This window comes from Citrobacter sp. JUb117 (genome assembly GCF_024809055.1).
Taxonomy (GTDB): domain Bacteria; phylum Pseudomonadota; class Gammaproteobacteria; order Enterobacterales; family Enterobacteriaceae; genus Citrobacter; species Citrobacter gillenii.
In genome coordinates, this window is the sequence record NZ_JANUFB010000010.1 from 138,879 (window position 1) to 157,827 (window position 18,949).

General features: G+C 53.7%; 15 protein-coding genes and 1 rRNA gene. 6 read left to right on the top strand and 10 right to left on the bottom strand.

The genetic code is table 11. The features are described from left to right. The first annotated feature begins 421 nt into the window (after window positions 1-421). Together rtcR and M2374_RS20035 are read left to right on the top strand one after the other, a co-directional pair. Window positions 422-2,002: an RNA repair transcriptional activator RtcR gene (gene rtcR, locus M2374_RS20030; RefSeq protein ID WP_181688573.1), complete on the top strand. Its 1,581-nt coding sequence runs from the start codon at window positions 422-424 to the stop codon at window positions 2,000-2,002. Window positions 2,003-2,106: 104 nt separating this feature from the next. Continuing rightward, window positions 2,107-2,379, top strand: a complete 273-nt coding sequence (locus tag M2374_RS20035) for a DUF3811 domain-containing protein (protein ID WP_181596016.1) — start codon at window positions 2,107-2,109, stop codon at window positions 2,377-2,379. Here the strand turns inward: M2374_RS20035 and rluF are convergent. The 3 genes from rluF to M2374_RS20050 form a co-directional block, all read right to left on the bottom strand. After that, on the bottom strand, window positions 2,376-3,251 hold the full coding sequence (gene rluF, locus M2374_RS20040) for a 23S rRNA pseudouridine(2604) synthase RluF (protein WP_137399222.1): 876 nt from the start codon (window positions 3,249-3,251) through the stop codon (window positions 2,376-2,378). The two genes, M2374_RS20035 and rluF, sit on opposite strands and share 4 nt — an antisense overlap. A gap of 250 nt (window positions 3,252-3,501) precedes the next feature. After that, window positions 3,502-3,819 carry a CcdB family protein gene (locus M2374_RS20045; protein WP_181688574.1) on the bottom strand — a complete coding sequence of 106 codons (318 nt, stop codon included), beginning with the start codon at window positions 3,817-3,819 and terminating at the stop codon, window positions 3,502-3,504. Beyond that, window positions 3,819-4,112, bottom strand: coding sequence for a type II toxin-antitoxin system CcdA family antitoxin (locus tag M2374_RS20050; RefSeq protein WP_174361424.1), 294 nt, complete (start codon window positions 4,110-4,112; stop codon window positions 3,819-3,821). Before M2374_RS20050 ends, M2374_RS20045 begins: the two co-directional genes overlap by 1 nt. Before the next feature lie 195 nt (window positions 4,113-4,307). Here M2374_RS20050 and M2374_RS20055 point away from each other — a divergent pair, with 195 nt between their 5' ends. The 3 genes from M2374_RS20055 (at window position 4,308) to pepE (ending at window position 5,694) form a co-directional block, all read left to right on the top strand. After that, window positions 4,308-4,622, top strand: a complete 315-nt coding sequence (locus M2374_RS20055) for a type II toxin-antitoxin system RelE/ParE family toxin (protein ID WP_135912739.1) — start codon at window positions 4,308-4,310, stop codon at window positions 4,620-4,622. Continuing rightward, window positions 4,615-4,893: an addiction module antidote protein gene (locus M2374_RS20060; RefSeq protein WP_115259723.1), complete on the top strand. Its 279-nt coding sequence runs from the start codon at window positions 4,615-4,617 to the stop codon at window positions 4,891-4,893. The genes M2374_RS20055 and M2374_RS20060 overlap by 8 nt, the downstream gene beginning before the upstream one ends. Window positions 4,894-5,004: 111 nt before the next feature. Continuing rightward, complete coding sequence (pepE, locus tag M2374_RS20065) at window positions 5,005-5,694, top strand: dipeptidase PepE (RefSeq protein WP_115259724.1); 690 nt, start codon at window positions 5,005-5,007, stop codon at window positions 5,692-5,694. A 128-nt stretch (window positions 5,695-5,822) separates the two neighbouring features. Here pepE and M2374_RS20070 read toward each other — a convergent pair whose 3' ends face one another. Together M2374_RS20070 and metH are read right to left on the bottom strand one after the other, a co-directional pair. Continuing rightward, entirely contained in the window at window positions 5,823-7,454 is a 1,632-nt protein-coding gene (locus M2374_RS20070; protein WP_117343624.1) for a Na/Pi cotransporter family protein, read from the bottom strand. A 152-nt stretch (window positions 7,455-7,606) separates the two neighbouring features. Beyond that, window positions 7,607-11,290 (bottom strand): methionine synthase, encoded by a 3,684-nt coding sequence (gene metH / locus M2374_RS20075; protein ID WP_181688575.1) that lies wholly within the window; start codon window positions 11,288-11,290, stop codon window positions 7,607-7,609. 195 nt (window positions 11,291-11,485) lie between these two features. Between metH and iclR the strand changes: the two genes are divergently transcribed. Next, a complete protein-coding gene (gene iclR, locus M2374_RS20080; protein WP_096758758.1) occupies window positions 11,486-12,310 on the top strand; it encodes a glyoxylate bypass operon transcriptional repressor IclR in 825 nt (274 codons plus the stop codon). Between the two features lie 87 nt (window positions 12,311-12,397). Here iclR and aceK read toward each other — a convergent pair whose 3' ends face one another. The 5 genes from aceK to rrf form a co-directional block, all read right to left on the bottom strand. After that, complete coding sequence (gene aceK / locus M2374_RS20085; protein WP_137362229.1) at window positions 12,398-14,179, bottom strand: bifunctional isocitrate dehydrogenase kinase/phosphatase; 1,782 nt, start codon at window positions 14,177-14,179, stop codon at window positions 12,398-12,400. Window positions 14,180-14,286: 107 nt separating this feature from the next. Then, window positions 14,287-15,591 (bottom strand): isocitrate lyase, encoded by a 1,305-nt coding sequence (gene aceA / locus M2374_RS20090; RefSeq protein WP_096759483.1) that lies wholly within the window; start codon window positions 15,589-15,591, stop codon window positions 14,287-14,289. 156 nt (window positions 15,592-15,747) lie between these two features. Beyond that, window positions 15,748-17,349 (bottom strand): malate synthase A, encoded by a 1,602-nt coding sequence (gene aceB / locus M2374_RS20095; protein WP_181688576.1) that lies wholly within the window; start codon window positions 17,347-17,349, stop codon window positions 15,748-15,750. 268 nt (window positions 17,350-17,617) lie between these two features. Further along, window positions 17,618-18,547 (bottom strand): homoserine O-succinyltransferase, encoded by a 930-nt coding sequence (metA, locus tag M2374_RS20100; protein WP_096758761.1) that lies wholly within the window; start codon window positions 18,545-18,547, stop codon window positions 17,618-17,620. Between the two features lie 313 nt (window positions 18,548-18,860). Beyond that, window positions 18,861-18,949 (bottom strand): 5S ribosomal RNA (gene rrf, locus M2374_RS20105); the annotation flags it as partial.

Consider the following 18,949-nt stretch of genomic DNA (forward strand, 5'->3'; position numbering starts at 1 on the left):
GTGCAGGGGCGAAGCGGCAGGGGAATTCCCTTTTGCCTGTCGCACGGCGTCATTACCGGCAGCCTGTTTTGGGCGGTGCTGACTGCACACGAACCCGTTTTATTTCTATGATTAACAACCAGTTTTCATTTGGAGGATGAAATTGGGAATCGAACCCACTTGGTGGTCATCGGCTGACGGAACACCCCGGGAAAACAGCCTGTGCCGTTCCTGACGTGCCGGCGGGGTTTAACCCCCTGCGTTTTCAGCGTTGTTGACGTATCAGGTATTGCCAGAAGCGTGCCAGAAAGAAAAATCATCAAATTTATTTTTTATTCCATTGATTAATATAGTTTTTATTTTTAACCCTCAGATTAATGATTGCCGTTGCGCAGAGATTTTTTTATCTTACAATATCGATATTTATCTTTATGGATAAAGTATGAAAAAGCGGCGGGTGGTGATTGGCGTTCTGGGCACGGTGCTGGATAAGCGCGGAAAACGGGCGAATCGGTTTAAGAAATGGCGCCCTACGGTTGGACTGTGCCAGCAGGCTGATTTCCCCATCGACAGACTGGAACTGCTCCACCAGCCGCGCGACGAAAGCATGGCACAGCGGCTGATTGAAGATGTCGCCCTGCTCTCTCCTCATACCGAGGTGCGCCCGCATGCGGTGACCATTAACGACCCGTGGGATTTTGAGGAGGTTTACGCCGCGTTCCTCGACTTCGCCACCCACTACACATTTGATACTGAAAACGAAGAGTATCTGGTGCATATCACTACCGGCACACACGTGGCGCAGATTTGTTGGTTCCTGCTGACGGAGGCGCGCTATCTGCCGGCCAGCCTTTTGCAATCCAGCCCGGCACCGCGAGGTTCATCTGATGAGGCCGTCGCCGCAGGTGTCTGCTCGGTTATCGATCTCGATTTAAGCCGCTATACCGCGCTAACCAGCCGCTTTCAGCGTGAGCAGCAGCAATCGGTCTCCTTCCTGAAAGCTGGTATCGAAACCCGTAATGCCACGTTCAATACGCTCATCGACCGTATTGAGCGCGTGGCGCTGCGCTCGACCGACCCGATTCTACTGACAGGTCCCACCGGCGCGGGGAAATCGTTCCTCGCCAAACGGATTTTTCAGCTACGCCAGTCACGCCATCTGGTGGCCGGTAAACTGGTAGCGGTTAACTGCGCCACCCTGCGCGGCGACAACGCGATGTCGACATTATTCGGACACGTCAAAGGCGCGTTTACCGGCGCACTCACGCCACGCACCGGGCTGTTGCGCGAGGCTGACGGTGGGGTGTTATTTCTCGATGAGATTGCCGAACTGGGGCTGGACGAGCAGGCTATGCTGCTGAAAGCGATTGAAGAAAAAACCTTTTTTCCGTTTGGTGGCGACAAAGAGGTGCACAGCGATTTCCAGTTGATTGCCGGGACGCATCGCGATATGCAGCAGTGGGTTTCAGAAGGTCGTTTTCGTGAAGATCTCTACGCGCGCATCAATATGTGGCGCTTTGCCCTGCCCGGTCTGGCGCAGCGGCGGGAAGATATCGCACCCAACGTAGAGTATGAGCTCCAGCGCTTTTCCAGCCTCAAACAGGCGCAGACTCGCTTTGATAAAGAAGCGCGCGAGCGCTATCTGGCTTTCGCCTGTTCACCAAAGGCGCTATGGCGCGGCAACTTTCGCGAGCTGAGTTCATCTGTTGCACGCATGGCGACGCTGGCCGAACAGGGGCGCATCACGCTCGCGCTGGTCGAAGAGGAGATCGCGTTATTGCAGGAAAGCTGGCAGCTCACCGATTCACAGCCGGAATTCGATCTGGACATTGACCTGTTTGATAAGCGTCAGTTAGAAACGGTGATCGACGTCTGCCGACGCAGCGCATCGTTGTCTGAAGCGGGCCGCGAGCTGTTTGCCGTTTCCAGGCTGAAGAAAGCCAATCCTAACGACGCCGACCGCCTGCGCAAATATCTGGCCCGTTTTGGGCTGAGCTGGGAAAACGTCCGTAGCCAATCATAAAATTAAAAAAAGTACCGGGTGACGCATGCTTACCCGGTCTGGATGCTATCAGCCAGCCCAGGATTACCGTACACTGGGTTAATCGGCAAACTGAGGGCAACCGTATGGCACTCCCCCGCATTACCCAAAAAGAGATGACCGAGCGCGAACAGCGCGAACTGAAAACGCTGCTCGACCGCGCGCGTATTGCACACGGTCGACTGCTAACCAACGCGGAAACCAACAGCATTAAGAAAGAGTACATCGATAAGCTGATGCTGCAGCGCGAAGCTGAGGCTAAAAAAGCCCGCCAGTTGAAGAAAAAGCTGGCTTATAAACCGGATGCGGAATCCTCGTTTTCCTGGTCAGCGAATACGCCAACGCGCGGCAGACGTTAACGCCCTTTCTTCTTACGCCCCGGCTGAACAAAACGTTTACCGTTGGATGCCGGGCGCGCTTTCTCTTTCTCAGCAGCTTTTTCGATTTTCACCACCGGGCGCTTAATGCCTGCAGTTTTTGGCTTCGCTTTCGGCTTCGGTTTCGCTTCCGAGGAAGAGTTCTCAATCAGCTTGAACAGATCGATCAGCTCATCATCGGTCAGGTCACGCCATTCACCCAGCGGCAAACCAGACAAGCCGATGTTCATGATCCGCGTACGTTCAAGTTTTACCACTTCATAGCCAAAGTGTTCGCACATCCGACGGATCTGACGGTTCAGGCCCTGCACCAGGGTGATACGGAAGACAAACGGTGCCTCTTTCCTGACCTTACATTTCTTGGTGACGGTACCGAGAATGGGGACGCCCGCCCCCATGCCACGAATAAAGTCATCGGTTACGGGTTTATCGACCGTCACCAGATACTCTTTCTCATGATCGTTACCGGCACGCAGGATTTTATTCACCAGGTCGCCGTGGTTAGTGAGAAAGATCAGCCCCTGGGAATCTTTGTCCAGACGACCAATCGGGAACACGCGCTTACTGTGGTTAACAAAATCAACGATGTTATCGCGCTCACCATCTTCAGTGGTGCTGACAATACCGACCGGTTTGTTCAGCGCGATAAAAACCAGATCTTCCGCTTCACGCGGCTCAATCAACTGACCGTTCACTTTCACGACGTCGCCAGGCATCACCTGATCGCCAATGGCGGCGCGTTTGCCATTCAGGAAGACATTCCCTTGTTCGATAAAGCGATCCGCTTCGCGACGCGAGCAGATTCCGCTTTCACTGATGTATTTGTTTAATCGGATGGATGAGTCGGGCAGCATAATTTCTCCTGTATACACTTCATCCTTCAAGCTGTTTCTGCGTTGGCTGCCCTCACTCACCCAGGTCACATAGCAATCTATGCTCCCAGGGATTCGCTCCCTTGCCGCCTTGATACAGTTTGAATGATTTTGTGTATTAAAAGCGAAATATACCCTACCTTGCGGGGGATAAAAATAATCGTGAACGCCAGTCCCGACACTATTTGCGATCTGTCACGCCTTTCAACATAATCAGCCCCGTCATGGCGCTCTAATAACCATTAATCAGAAAATCAATTGCATCTCGAAGTTCAGCCCTGTTTGCGGTCAGGTCTCCCACACAGTTACCCATATTTTTCACAGGTATGCCTGTCATCATGTGCGTCATCACCACATAGGCTTGCCCACCAATACTAACAACAGGACAAATTTTAGCTGGAGGTACTTCGTCAGGGAACTGACTGAGCGCTATAACGGGTGCAACCAGTACATGCCGCAAAACAGCGGCCACCGGATGCTGTAAGCTAATTAAAAACGGATAAACACCTTTTCCACTTCCAGTGTTCTCATAAGCGCAATACTGCTCCATCAGAATGTCCTTTGAAAATCACTGAACGAACCGTTTTCTTCCACCCATTGATTTAATACTTCTATCGATTTTTTATTATCCCGCAACCATTCTTCGCGTCTGTTCTCACGAAATTTTTCGATTAGGGCTTCGGTTAAAACAGCTGACAGATTGATTTTAAGCTTACGTGCCTCTTCCAGTATCTCTGGAGCCAGAGAGACATTAACTGATTTTTTTACCTTAGATACAGTGCGCATGATAACCCCTATAGTAATGCGCATGACATACCTAAGGTTAGCGTAATAAGCGAGCATTATCTATTCCCCGACCAGCAAATCATCATGTCACAGTAGGGTGGTTGCACAGACCTGTCACGCCCCGAAGAAAAAGTCTGCGAGGCGCTTTCCTGTTTCCTCCAACCCAGGTATGCCCGCATCACAAACTTACTTAATATCCACTCTCAACTTGTCAATTCAGAATGTAGTTTATAAAATACATGGAACGTACTCATGGAAATTCTTCAGACAATGGTTTTCCAGCGTTGGGAGCAAAACCTACGGGACAGGAGAGCTAAAACGCTCATTGCTACACGCCTTTTTCGTTTGGCTAATGGTTTAGCTGGTGATGTCAAACCTGTTGGAGAAGGCATCAGCGAAATGCGCATTTCCTACGGTCCTGGTTACAGGATTTACTTTAAACAGCAAGGCTGCCACATCATCATTTTGTTATGTGGGGGCGATAAAAGCTCACAAGCCAACGATATCACTATGGCAAAAATGCTCGCCCGTTCACTGGATTATCAAGAGATCCGCCACCATGAATAAACTTACTCGGTACGATCCCGCAACTGCGCTGGTTGATGATGAAGAAATTGCCGTATTTATGGCGGATGCCCTCGAAACAGGCGATGCAGCGTACATTGCAAAAGCCCTGGGCGTGGTGGCTCGCGCTAAGGGAATGGCGAACATCGCGGCAGAAACGGGATTATCCCGCGAACAACTTTATCGCTCTTTTAGTGAGAAAGGTAACCCAACGCTGAAAACTACGCTTGCAGTGATGAAGGCGCTCGGTATTGAATTGACACTTAAAAAATAGCCCCTGCTTCTATCTCCCCCCTTCCAACATCGTGAGCCATATCAGTGAGGCGTTATACTGACGGTGGTAACATGACCGCGGTTTGTAATTTTTTGATTACATGGAGAAATGATGGAACTGCTTTTATTGAGTAACTCGACGCTGCCGGGCAAAGCCTGGATGGAACACGCGCTACCGCTGATTGCTGAGCAACTGAACGGTCGCCGTACTGCGGTGTTTATCCCGTTTGCTGGCGTGACGCAAACCTGGGATGAGTACACGGCGAAAACGGCCGCCGTCTTTGCTCCCATGGGCGTCGACGTCACGGGTATTCATACCGTTGCCGATCCGGTGGCGGCAATTGAAAATGCAGACGTGGTGATTGTCGGTGGTGGTAACACCTTCCAGTTGCTGAAAGAGAGTCGCGAACGCGGGCTGCTGGCGCCGATTGTTGACGTGGTCAAACGCGGCGCGCTGTACATTGGCTGGAGTGCAGGTTCCAACCTCGCCTGCCCAACCATCCGTACCACTAACGACATGCCGATTGTCGATCCAAAAGGCTTTGATGCCCTGGGCCTGTTCCCACTGCAGATTAACCCGCACTTCACCAACGCGTTGCCGGAAGGCCACAAAGGCGAAACGCGTGAACAGCGTATTCGCGAGCTGCTGGTGGTTGCGCCAGAGCTGACGGTAATTGGTCTGCCAGAAGGCAACTGGATCAAGGTGAGCGATGGTCAGGCGGTTCTTGGCGGTCCGAACACCACATATATCTTTAAAGCGGGTGAAGACGCGGTTGCCGTTGAAGCAGGCCACTGCTTTTAGTGGATTTGTTGTCTGATGCCGGATGGCGGCTGCGCCTTATCCGGCCTACAAGATTGACGACAAAATTGACGGTTATCCGTAGGCCCGGTAAGCGTAAGCGCCACCGGGCAACATTTCACCTGTCCCCGTTAGTAATCATCCCGTTCGTCGTCTTCGTCCGGTTGCTCCAGCACGCTGTAGGCAACGGAGCAAAATAACGAGTTCAGACGCTGCATGTCGCCTAACAGCGCGAGGTGCAGGGAACTGGTTTCGATGCTCTGCACGTTTTGCTGATGCAGGCGATCGACGTGTGCGTGCGAATAACGACGGTTAAGAATACGAAAACGGTGTTTGCTGCGACGCAGTCGACGGGCGCTGGTCACGTCACCAGAGAAGAACACTGACATCGCCAGCTTCAGGTTGCTGAGCAGCTGATCGTAGAGCGCATCCAGCTCTTTCAGACCTTCCAGAGAAAAGGCCCGACGCGCGGCCAGCGACTTATCGGCAATCTCGCTCCCCATGCGTTCGACGATATCGGAAGCCTGCTCCAGGTTGAGCGACATCTCGATAATCTCCGCCCAGCGCTTTGACTCCTCTTCCGCCAGCTCATCTTTTGGCATCCGCGCCAGGTAAAGTTTGATCGCGGTGTACAACACGTTGATATCGTCGGCCATCCTGCGCAGCTCTTTTTCCTCGCGCGGCTCACCGTGCATCACCCGCTTCAGCCCTTCCATCATCTGCTCCATGGCGTCACCAATACGCAGGGCTTCGCGAGCCGCATTCGCCAGTGCGAGCGTAGGGGTATCGAGTGCACTGACGTCCAGATGCTTGGGCTTCAGATGGCCGTCCAATTCCGGCTCATCGCGGATAATACGTTTGCAAAAGCGCGCCATCGGCTCGGCGAACGGCACCATCGCCACGCAGCGCACCAGGTTGTAGAAGACGTGGAAGTAGATAACCAGTTCGGATTTTGGCAGCGGCAGTTCATCCATCAGATTCGCCAGCGGATGCACAAACGGCAGAATAATCAGGCTGCCCACCAGCTTAAACAACAGGCTGCCGAGCGCCACGCGGCGGGCGGCGGCATTGGCGGCACTGTTATTGAGCATCGCCAGCAGGCCGGAGCCGAGGTTCGCACCAATCACCAGACACAGCGCTACCGGGAACGAAATAATACCCGCGGCTGTCAGCGTTGCCGTCAGCAGGACCGCCGCCAGGCTGGAGTAACTGATAATCGCGAACATGGCGCCAATCAGCGCATCGAGCATGATATCGCCGGTGAGCGAGGCAAAAATAACCTGCACCCCGTTGGCCTGAGTGATCGGCGTGACCGCCTGCACAATCAGCTCCAGCGCCAGCAAAATGAGCCCCAGCCCGATGCCTACGCGCCCCAGTTGCCCAACGCGGGACTGCTTACGTCCGAGGAAGAAAACAACGCCAATGAAAATCAGCAGCGGCGACAGCCACGAGAGGTCAAAGGTCAGGATACGCGCCATCAGCGCGGTCCCGACGTCAGCACCAAGCACAATCACCAGCGCAGGCGTCAGCGCCACCAGATCCTGGGCGACAAACGACGTCACCAGCATGGTGGTGGCGTTACTGCTTTGCACCAGAGCAGTAACGCCAATGCCCGCGCAAAAGGCGAGCGGCTTCTTTTCAACGCTACGGCTGAGCACGGTACGCAGGCGTGCGCCAAAGACGCGCATCACGCCGGTACGCACGATATGGGTACCCCAAACCAGCATCGCCACGGCAGAAAGCAGGTGTAACAGAGTTAGCACGGAATCAGGTTCTCCTTATCGTTATATGCTCCTGAGGCTCATGACACCAACGCGCACAAGTTCCCTTCAGTATAAGGGTTTAAACGTAATAAAGAGACAGGGCACTCATTGAGCGCCCTGTTTGTTGTAAAGAAAGATAACAGTTTTGTGAATCAGTCGGCGTCGTAGCCTAAGTTAGGCGCTAACCAGCGCTCAACTTCTGCCACGCTCATGCCTTTACGGAAGGCATAATCTTCAACCTGATCGCGTTGAATTTGTGCGACGGCGTAGTACTTGCTGTCAGGATGACTGAAGTACCAACCGGAAACCGATGCACCAGGCCACATGGCAAAAGATTCAGTGAGTTTCATACCGGTGTGCGTTTCTACATCCAGCAGTTCCCAGATGGTCGCCTTCTCGGTGTGCTCAGGGCACGCCGGATAGCCCGGAGCCGGACGAATACCTTGATAGTTCTCGCGGATCAGTTCGTCATTACTGAGGTTCTCGTTCGCCGCATATCCCCAGTAAACTTTACGCACCCGTTCATGCAGATATTCAGCGAAGGCTTCCGCCAGACGATCGGCAATCGCTTTCACCATAATTTTATTGTAATCATCATGCTGTGCGTCGAACGCGTCAGCCAGCATGTCTTCTTCCAGGCCGCCGGTGACGGCGAAAGCGCCAATGTAATCCGCTTTGCCGGAGGTTTTCGGTGCCACAAAGTCAGACAGGCAGTAGTTAGCAAAACCAACCTTCTCCGTCTGCTGGCGCAGATGGTGGCTGACGGTCAGGACGTGCGTCCGCGTTTCATCCCGGTAGATCTCAATGTCATCACCTACGCGGTTAGCCGGGAACAGGCCAACGACACCACGCGGGTTCAGGGTTTTCTCGGCGCTCAATTTATCCAACATGTCGTTGGCATCTTTGAACAGGCGTTTAGCCTCTTCACCCACCACCTCATCTTCCAGAATGCGCGGATATTTCCCGGCCAGCGACCAGGTCATAAAGAACGGTGTCCAGTCGATGTAGTTGCGCAGCGTTTCAATGCTGGCTTCAACTTCCTGCACGCCCAGGCGGTGCGCCACTGGCGGGGTATAGTTTTCCCAGTCGAAGGCCAGGTCGTTATCACGCGCGGCCTCCAGCGTCACCGGCGGGGTACGCGGTTTTTTACGCGCATGCTGAATACGCACAGTTTCGTACTCTTTACGCGTGCGGGCGACAAAGTCATCGTGTTGGGTATCAGACAGCAACGCAGCCACCACGCCGACGGTGCGCGAGGCGTTCTGCACATAGACCGTCGGGCCGCTGTAGTTCTGCTCGATTTTCACCGCCGTGTGCGCTTTTGAGGTGGTCGCGCCGCCAATCAGCAGCGGAATAGTAAAGCCCTGGCGCTCCATCTCTTTCGCTACGTTGACCATTTCGTCCAGCGACGGGGTGATCAGCCCGGAAAGGCCAATCAGGTCAGCATTCACTTCGCGTGCGGTGCGCAGGATTTTCTCTGCCGGCACCATCACGCCAAGATCGATAATTTCGTAGTTGTTACACTGCAGCACCACGCCAACGATGTTTTTACCGATGTCGTGCACGTCGCCCTTGACGGTGGCGATCACCATCTTGCCGTTGCTGGAGCCTTTCTCTTTGCTGGCTTCAATGTACGGTTCAAGGTAGGCCACCGCCTGCTTCATCACGCGAGCAGACTTCACCACCTGCGGCAGGAACATTTTACCGTCGCTGAACAGGTCACCAACCACGTTCATGCCGTCCATCAGCGGCCCTTCGATAACCTCAATCGGGCGCGCAGCCTGCTGACGGGCTTCTTCGGTATCCTGCTCGATAAACTCGGTAATGCCTTTCACCAGCGAGTATTCCAGGCGTTTTTTCACGTCCCAGCTGCGCCATTCTGCCAGTTGCGTATTGGCCGTTTCGTCAGTTTTGCTGCCGCGATATTTCTCTGCCAGCTCCAGCAGGCGTTCGGTACCGTCATCGCGGCGGTTGAGGATCACGTCTTCAACCGCATCGCGCAGTTCGGCAGGCAGATCGTCATAAATCGCCAGCTGACCAGCGTTCACAATGCCCATGTCCATGCCGTTGCGAATGGCGTAGTACAGGAACACTGCGTGGATCGCTTCGCGCACCGGGTCATTGCCACGGAACGAGAACGACACGTTGGAGACACCACCGGAGATTAGCGCATGCGGTAGTTCGCGTTTGATGTCTTCACAGGCACCGATAAAGTCCTGCGCGTAGTTGTTGTGCTCTTCGATGCCGGTCGCGACGGCAAAGATATTCGGGTCAAAGATAATGTCTTCCGGCGGGAAACCCACTTCTTCGGTGAGAATTTTGTACGCCCGGCGGCAAATCTCAATTTTACGCGCGCGGGTGTCGGCCTGGCCCTGTTCATCAAAGGCCATCACCACCACGGCAGCACCGTAGCGACGGACCAGTTTGGCATGGTGGATAAACGGCTCAACGCCCTCTTTCATCGAGATGGAGTTAACGATGCCCTTACCCTGAATGCACTTCAGCCCTTTTTCAATGACGTCCCATTTCGAGGAGTCGATCATGATCGGTACGCGAGCAATATCCGGTTCACCGGCGATCAAGTTGAGGAAACGCACCATCGCCGCCTCGGCGTCAAGCATCCCCTCATCCATGTTGATATCGATAATCTGCGCACCGCTTTCCACCTGCTGGCGGGCAACATCCAGCGCTTCGCTGTATTTTTCTTCTTTAATCAGTCGCTTAAATTTGGCAGAGCCGGTGACGTTAGTACGTTCACCGACGTTAACAAACAGGCTGTCATCACCAATGTTCAGCGGCTCAAGGCCTGAAAGACGGCAGGCAACCGGCAGTTCCGGCAGTTGACGCGGCGGTAAACCTTCAACCGCACGGCTCATGGCGGCAATATGTTCCGGCGTGGTGCCGCAGCAGCCGCCGACAATGTTCAGGAAACCCGCTTCAGCCCATTCGCGGATTTGCTTCGCCATGGTGTCAGCGTCGAGATCGTATTCGCCGAAGGCATTTGGCAAACCGGCATTCGGGTGCGCGGTGACATAGCAGTCGGCAATCCGCGACAGTTCCTGTACGTACTGGCGCAGCTCGTCCGGGCCTAACGCACAGTTGAGGCCGAAGGTCAGCGCGTCAGCATGGCGCAGTGCGTTATAGAAGGCTTCGGTGGTCTGCCCGGAGAGCGTACGCCCGGAAGCGTCGGTGATGGTGCCGGAGATCATAATCGGCAGCTCAACGCCCAGGGCTTCAAATTCGGTTTTTACCGCAAAAATAGCGGCTTTGGCATTAAGCGTGTCAAAAACGGTTTCGATCAGGATCAGGTCGCTACCGCCTTCCACCAGCGCTTTAGTGGATTCACGGTACGCGGCCACCAGCTGATCAAAAGTAATATTGCGGTAGGCGGGATCGTTGACGTCCGGTGAGATAGACGCGGTGCGGTTAGTCGGACCGAGAACACCCGCGACATAGCGCGGTTTATCCGGCGTACGTGCTGTCCATTCGTCGGCGCAGGCGCGCGCCAGTTTTGCCGCGGTGAAGTTGATTTCCGCCGACAGGGATTCCATCTGGTAATCCGCCATGGCGATAGTCGTCGAGTTGAAGGTGTTGGTTTCAATGATATCCGCGCCCGCTTCAAAGTAGGCATGATGAATCGCGGTGATAACCTCCGGCTTGCTCAGCACCAACAGGTCGTTGTTGCCTTTCAGATCGCTCGGCCAGTCGGCAAAGCGTTGGCCGCGGAAATCGTCTTCACTCAAACGATAACCCTGGATCATGGTGCCCATACCGCCATCCAGCACCAGAATACGTTCTTTTAACTGCTGACGTAATTGTTCAACTTTGCTGCTCACACTCACTCCCGACAACGCTCAACCAGACCGAAAAAAGGCCAACAAAGCATACTGGCATAAACCAGTGAGGTGGAAAAGCAAACAACGACCAACATGAGACATGTTCAGCTTCACTCATCCGATCAGTACAGGAACTCTTGCATTATAATTGAATAAAACGAAAATGATTTCCACGATACAGAAAAGGAGTCTGCCATGGTTGCCACTGTCCCCGCGAAACGCGGTAGAAAACCCGCCGCCACAACTACGCCTGCAACCGGGCAGGTTCAGTCTTTGACCCGAGGTCTGAAGCTGCTGGAATGGATTGCGGAATCCAACGGCAGCGTAGCGCTGACCGAGCTGGCGCAGCAGGCCGGTCTGCCCAATTCCACCACGCACCGTTTGTTGACCACCATGCAGCAGCAGGGTTTTGTGCGTCAGGTGGGTGACTTAGGACACTGGGCCGTGGGCGCCCATGCGTTTATCGTCGGCAGTAGCTTCCTGCAAAGCCGCAACCTGCTGGCAATCGTCCACCCTATTCTGCGTAAGCTGATGGAAGACTCCGGTGAAACAGTGAACCTGGCGGTGCTGGACCACAGCGACCATCAGGCGATTATCATCGATCAGGTACAGTGCACACAGCTGATGAGAATGTCTGCCCCTATCGGTGGCAAACTGCCGATGCACGCCTCTGGCGCGGGGAAAGCGTTCCTGGCGCAACTCAGCGAAGAACAGGTTACCAGCCTGCTGCACCGCAAAGGCCTGCACGCGTATACCCACGCCACGCTGGTCTCACCGGTGCATCTGAAAGAAGATCTCGCCCAGACCCGTAAGCGCGGTTATTCGTTTGATGATGAAGAACATGCGCTGGGCCTGCGCTGTGTGGCGTCATGCATTTACGACGAACATCGCGAACCGTTCGCCGCCATTTCGATCTCCGGCCCGATCTCCCGCATTACCGACGACCGCGTCACCGAGTTCGGTGCGATGGCAATCAAAGCGGCCAAAGAGGTCACACTGGCATACGGTGGGATTCGGTAAGATGGGACTGCCGGGTGGCAGCTACGCCTGGCCCGGCCTGCTATCCAATGTTGGGGCTGATTTGTAGGTCTGATAAGCGCAGCGCCATCAGGCACGGCGCACATTGCCGGATGGCGGCGCAAAGGCCTTATCCGGCCTACGGTCGGTTTCATAACGCACGCTAAACCGCTGGCGGCGCCGATAGGCGTAAACGTCTTCCACGTGCCCTTCACGGATCCGCGTTTGCAGACCTCGCCAGTAGTCGGCGCTGAACAAATCGGCATGCATCTCTTCAAATAACGGTCCAATACGCGGATCGGCGCACAGCCAGTGACGAAATTCTTCCGGAAATACATCTCCCGGCGAGACGCTGTACCACGGTTCGCTGGCCAGCTCATCCTCCGGGTAACGCGCGGGCGGGATATGGCGGAAATTCACCTCCGTCATGTAGCAAATTTCATCATAGTCGTAGAACACCACCCGCCCGTGTCGGGTCACGCCGAAGTTTTTAAACAGCATGTCACCCGGGAAAATATTGGCGGCAGCCAGTTGGCGAATAGCGTTACCATATTCTTCTATCGCATCCCGCAGCTGCTGGCCTTCGACCTGCTCCAGCCAGATATTTAGCGGCACCATCCGCCGTTCGATATACAGATGACGAATCACGATCTGCTCGCCGAGATCGGTCATTTTTTCGGGTACTTCCTGCTGCAACAACGCCATCAGCGCCGGGGAAATTTGTCGTTTATCCAGCACAAAATTTTCGAATTCCTGGGTATCGGCCATGCGTCCAACGCGATCGTGCTCTTTGACCAGTTGGTAACAGGCGCGGACGTGGGCCGCAGACATCTCTTTTTGCGGCGCAAATTTGTCTTTAATAATTTTGAAGACCCGATCGAATCCAGGCAGAGTAAACACCAGCATCACCATGCCGCGTATTCCCGGCGCTTCGATAAACTGTTCATCGCAGTCGGCCAGATACAGCAGATATTCACGGTAGCTTTCGGTTTTCGCATGCTTCTGACAGCCAATCGCCATATACAGCTCGGCGGTGGTTTTACCGGGCAGGATCTCACGCAGCCACTCGACCAGTGCCGCAGGCAATGGCGCGTAGACCATAAAGTAAGAGCGGGCAAAACCAAACACAATGCTGGCTTCCGCCGTAGTCGTCAGACAAGTATCGACAAACAATTCGCCTTCGTCAGTGCGGTGAATAGGCAGTAAAAACGGCAGCGTGACCTCTGGTGTGATCAGTTTTCCCACCAGCCAGGCGGCCTTATTGCGATAAAACAATTCGTTCGCCACCTGCAAATGGCAGCGCGCCAGCACCGCTTCGCCAACAATTTCCGTCAGGTGCTCGATGATGTAGTGAATATCACGCTGTTTATTCTGCCATGGCAGACGAAGGGGGAGATCGCTGAGCACGCGCGTGAGCAGCCCTTCCCAGCCTGAATCTGGGAAAAAGTCTTTCGCCAGCGGGCGCGGGATAGTACGAAATCGACGTTCTGACTGAGAGCTGAAAATAAACAACCGCTCGGGCGTCAGCGAGCGGTGATCAAATAACCGGCAGTACACGGAGTTAAAAAAGCTCTCGGCAATCTCAAAGCGCGGATAGTCCGGCAGCAACTGGGTGTAATGCTCTTTTACACGAAGTAAAAATGCCGCATCGGTACTTTTGCCGTCGGTAATGCAGCGCAACTGTTCCACTACCAGACCAACGTGATGATCGTAGAGATGGATACGGCTTTTCATCGCCTGCTGCACAGCATGCCAGTCAGCGTGTTCAAAACGCTGCTGCGCGCCGGACGTCACTTCCAGAAACCGGCCATACTGCGCATCAAAACCTTGCAGGATGGTTTGGGCAATCAGCAATTCCAGGCCACGCGACATCTTTTGCCCTCGTTCAGAATCGAATAATGCCGGATGGCGCATTCGCGTATCCGGCCTACACAGAACTGTAGGCCCGGTAAGCATTACGCCACCGGGCATCAGGTCGATCAGAACTGTGATTCTTCAGTGGACCCGGTCAGCGCAGTAACGGATGACGCGCCACCCTGAATGATGGTCGTCACTTTGTCGAAATAACCGGTACCCACTTCCTGCTGGTGGGATACGAAGGTGTAGCCATCTTTCGCCGCCGCAAATTCTGGCTGCTGAACTTTCTCAACGTAGTGGCGCATGCCTTCGCCCTGTGCATAGGAACGCGCGAGGTCAAACATGTTGAACCACATACTGTGGATACCCGCCAGGGTAATGAACTGATATTTATAGCCCATATCGGACAGCTGTTGCTGGAAGCTGGCAATGGTTTTGTCATCCAGGTTCTTCTGCCAGTTAAACGACGGCGAACAGTTGTAGGCCAGCAGTTTGCCCGGATATTTAGCATGGATAGCATCGGCAAAGCGGCGCGCCAGTTCGAGATCCGGTGTGGAGGTTTCGCACCACACCAGGTCAGCATACGGGGCGTAGGCCAGTCCGCGACTGATCGCCTGCTCAATACCCGCATGGGTACGGTAGAACCCTTCGCTGGTGCGCTCGCCGGTAATGAACTCGCTGTCGTAAGGGTCGCAGTCAGAAGTAATCAAATCCGCCGCGTCAGCATCGGTACGGGCAATAACCAGCGTCGGGACGCCCATCACGTCTGCCGCCAGACGGGCCGCCACCAGTTTCTGGATAGCTTCCTGAGTCGGTACCAGCACCTTGCCGCCCATGTGACCGCATTTTTTCACCGAGGCGAGCTGATCTTCGAAGTGAACCGCCGCTGCACCGGCTTCAATCATCGACTTCATCAATTCAAACGCGTTCAGGACACCGCCAAAACCGGCTTCGGCATCGGCAACGATCGGCAGGAAGTAATCCACATAGCGCGGATCGGTTGGCTCAATACCGGTTGACCATTGGATCTGATCCGCCCGACGGAAGGTGTTGTTGATCCGATCCACCACGGCGGGCACAGAGTTCGCCGGGTACAGCGATTGATCCGGGTACATGCTGGAGGCCAGGTTGGCGTCTGCCGCCACCTGCCACCCGGAAAGGTAGACCGCTTCAATACCGGCTTTCGCCTGTTGCAGCGCCTGACCACCAGTCAGTGCACCGAGGCTGTTGATATAACCTTTCTTCGATCCGCCGTGCAGCAAACGCCACATTTTCGCTGCGCCAAGCTGCGCCAGCGTACATTCCGGGTTGACCGAGCCACGTAACTTCACCACTTCCTCCGCGCTGTACGGGCGGGTAATGCCTTCCCAGCGTGGTTGTGTCCATTCTTTCTGTAAGTCTTCGATTTGTTGAGTACGGGTTTTCATGTGCAGATGCTCCATATTATTCTCCTGGCTTCCCAGGCGTTATTGGTGAAGGCAGTTTGGTCACGGTCAGCGCGCAAAAACCGGAGCGTACTTATAGTACGTGAGGATTTTGAGCACTGCCCGGGGCTAAAATGGCGAACAAAATAGCCTGGGCTGTTAAGCCAGTAAGCGGTAGCCTGGCAAGGTAAGGAAGTCGATCAGTTCGTCAGAGGTGGTGATTTGCTCCATCAGGCGTGCGGCGTCATCAAAGCGCCCGCTGCTGTAGCGGTGTTCACCCAGCTCGTCCTGAATCACCCGCATTTCTTCGGCCAGCATCTGACGGAACAGCGGTTTGGTCACCGGCTTACCGTTGCTGAGGGTTTTCTGATGGTGGATCCACTGCCAGATGGAGGTACGGGAGATTTCGGCAGTTGCCGCATCTTCCATCAGGCCATAAATCGGTACGCAACCGTTGCCAGAGATCCACGCTTCGATGTACTGCACGGCAACGCGAATATTGGCGCGCATGCCTTCTTCAGTACGTTCCCCTTCGCACGGAGCCAGCAGTTGTTCTGCAGTAATCGGCGCATCCTCTTCTCGGGTGACAAACAGCTGATTTTTGTTGTTGCCCAGCACATCGTTGAAAATCGCCATTGCGGTATCTGCCAGTCCAGGGTGAGCAACCCAGGTCCCGTCATGACCGTTACTGGCTTCCAGCGCTTTATCCGCTTTAACTTTTGCCAGCACCTGATTGTTGCGCTCAGCGTCTTTGCTGGGGATAAACGCCGCCATACCGCCCATCGCAAAGGCACCGCGTTTATGACAGGTTTTAATCAGCAGACGCGAGTAGGCGCTGAGGAACGGCTTATCCATCGTTACCACCTGACGATCGGGCAGAACACGATCCGGGTGATTCTTGAGGGTTTTGATGTAGCTGAAAATGTAATCCCAACGACCGCAGTTGAGGCCGACAATATGGTCACGCAGCGCGTGCAGGATCTCATCCATCTGGAAAACGGCTGGCAGTGTTTCGATCAGCAACGTGGCTTTTATCGTGCCGCGTGGCAGATTAAATCTGTCTTCTGTATAACTGAAGACTTCACTCCACCAGGCCGCTTCTTGCCAGGCCTGCGTTTTCGGCAAATAGAAGTAAGGACCACTGCCTTTAGCCAGCAAGGCTTTGTAGTTGTGGAAGAAATAGAGGGCAAAGTCGAACAGACTGCCGGGAATCGCTTCCTCACGCCAGGTGACGTGTTTTTCCGGCAGATGCAGGCCACGTACACGACAAACCAATAACGCCGGATCGGGCTTCAGTTGGTATATCTTGCCAGCGTCGTTGGTGTAACTGATGGTACCGTTCACCGCATCGCGCAGGTTGATTTGCCCGTCGATCACTTTACCCCACTCGGGAGCCAGTGAATCCTCAAAGTCAGCCATAAAGACTCTAACGTTGGCGTTGAGCGCGTTAATCACCATCTTGCGTTCAACGGGTCCGGTGATTTCCACGCGACGATCCTGTAAATCATCAGGAATACCGCGAATCTTCCAGCCACCTTCACGAATGGAAGCTGTTTCCGAAATAAAATCAGGCAACTTACCGTCATCAATATCCTGCTGCTGCTGAATACGCGCGGCGAGAAGTTTATTGCGTTTTGGCGTAAATCGAGTCACCAATTCGGTCAGGAATTCCACCGCCTCTGCGGTCAAAATCTGCTGTTCCTGCTCGCCATGCGGCCTGGTAAAAACCAGCTCATCGGTTGTTGTTGCCTGTTGATTCATTGCGTAGTTCCTCGTCATTGATCCAAACACATCCCCAATGCGAACGAAGGATCGTTGTGCGGTTTTCGTTCAGCACAACTAAGACTACCCATTTAAATTTCAAAATCAAAAACAATTTCCATTTTTAATTTAATTATCAATTAACTTATTGATAACAATCATAATAAAAATTAATCACACCGTGAGGTGCGTTTCGGAAATAAAAAAAGCACCCGAAGGTGCCTGATTCAACATGCTGAAACGCTTAAGGATCGTTTGCTACAGAAGATTAATCCAGCGTTGGATTCATGTGGCGCAGATCGTATGGCGTGATCTGGTAGACGTAATAGTTGAGCCAGTTAATAAACAGCAAATTGCCATGGCTACGCCAGCTTGCCCGAGGTTTGTTTTGTGGGTCATCTTGCGGGAAATAGTTGTACGGAACGTCCGGGGTCAACCCCGCTTCGGCGTCACGAAAATATTCACCGGCCAGCGTATCGGCGTCATATTCCGGATGACCCGTCACGAACGCAATACGTTTATCTTTACTGGCAAACAGGTAGGCATCGCCCTCTTCCGTCTCGGCAAAAATCTCAAGATCGGTGTAATCCCTGATCAACGCAGCAGGGAAATCAGCATAGCGTGAGTGCGGTGCAAGGAAGGCATCATCAAAACCACGTGTCAGCAGGGCATGGGGATGAAGGATGTGGTGTTCGTATACACCTGAAAGCTTGTCGTTGCGGGTTTGCTTGGGGATGCCATAAAGGATATTCAGTGCGGCCTGCACCGCCCAACAGACAAACAATGTTGATGTGACGTGGTCTTTCGCCCACTCCAGTACCTGTTTGATCTGCGGCCAGTAGGCCACATCGTTAAACTCAACCAGGCCTAACGGTGCCCCGGTGACGATCAGTCCATCAAAGTTCTGATCGCAAATATCCTCGAAATTACAGTAAAAGTTATTCAGATGCTCCGTCGGCGTATTGCGCGACTCGCGGGCATCAATGCGTAATAGCTGAACGTCCACCTGCAGCGGTGAGTTCGACAATAACCGGAGAAACTGGTTTTCCGTTTCGATCTTCTTCGGCATCAGGTTGAGGATAAGCACCTTCAGAGGACGAATTTCCTGACCGGATGCGCGGGATGTCGTCATGACAAAGACGTTTTCCTCACGCAAGAAATTGACGGCGGGTAGCTCGTCCAGCACGCGAATTGGCATAACCTGATAACCTCACAACATACGTTTAAACGTTTAGACATCCAGATAGCTGACAATAACCAGGAATCGTGTGAATGTCGAGCCTGCATGCTCAAGGTGAGAAAGTTTCACGACTCACTCGCTGTAGAATAGTGCAGTAAGAGTCAAAAGGAGAATGCTTTGTCGTTCACGGGCAGGATAAAGGACATTTTACGCGGACAGAAGAGAGGTTTTGCTGGGCAGATAAGGCGCTGACGCGGCTATCCAACCGCTTTTACATACAACAGACGCAAAAAAGCCCATCCTGACGGATGGGCTTCTTCACTTGTTTGATGCCTGGCAGTTCCCTACTCTCGCATGGGGAGACCCCACACTACCATCGGCGCTACGGCGTTTCACTTCTGAGTTCGGCATGGGGTCAGG